We start from the raw sequence: 392 nt of genomic DNA on the forward strand, positions 1-392 counted from the left end.
AAAAATAGCGAGCCCTTCAGCCTTGTAGAGGCAAGCTTCGCTTTTTGCGCGGCTAGTACTTCAGCAGCCTGTTAAGGTCATCAGTGACTGTCCTGCGTGCCACGACGGGTCTTCAGGTCATTGAACAACTTCATCCGGAACTTGCCTCCTTCGATGCTTTCGATCCATAAGCCTAGGATATCGTGCGTGCCGTCCGGCAGGACGCCCAAGGCCAGGTAGACGGCGTTTTGCGGGTTCTGTCGCAGTAACGGTACGGAAGTAGAATTTGCGGTCGTGAAACTTGAAGGTAAGCGGTCGACTAACAACGCCTCTTGTGGTCGGATACGAGTTCGGCTAAACAGCGGATGTCTTGAGATTCCAAGGCAGCAAGGCCTCGTAGTCGTCAGCGGTCT

1 pseudogene is annotated in these 392 nt (G+C 53.8%); it reads right to left on the minus strand.

What is annotated here, in order from left to right:
- Nucleotides 1-89 precede the first annotated feature (89 nt).
- A pseudogene (locus J8I34_RS35790) lies at nucleotides 90-224 on the minus strand (transposase); the annotation flags it as partial.
- Between the last annotated feature and the right edge of the window lie 168 nt (nucleotides 225-392).

Origin of the sequence: Cupriavidus phytohabitans (genome assembly GCF_017815025.1) — a bacterium.
Lineage (GTDB): Bacteria > Pseudomonadota > Gammaproteobacteria > Burkholderiales > Burkholderiaceae > Cupriavidus.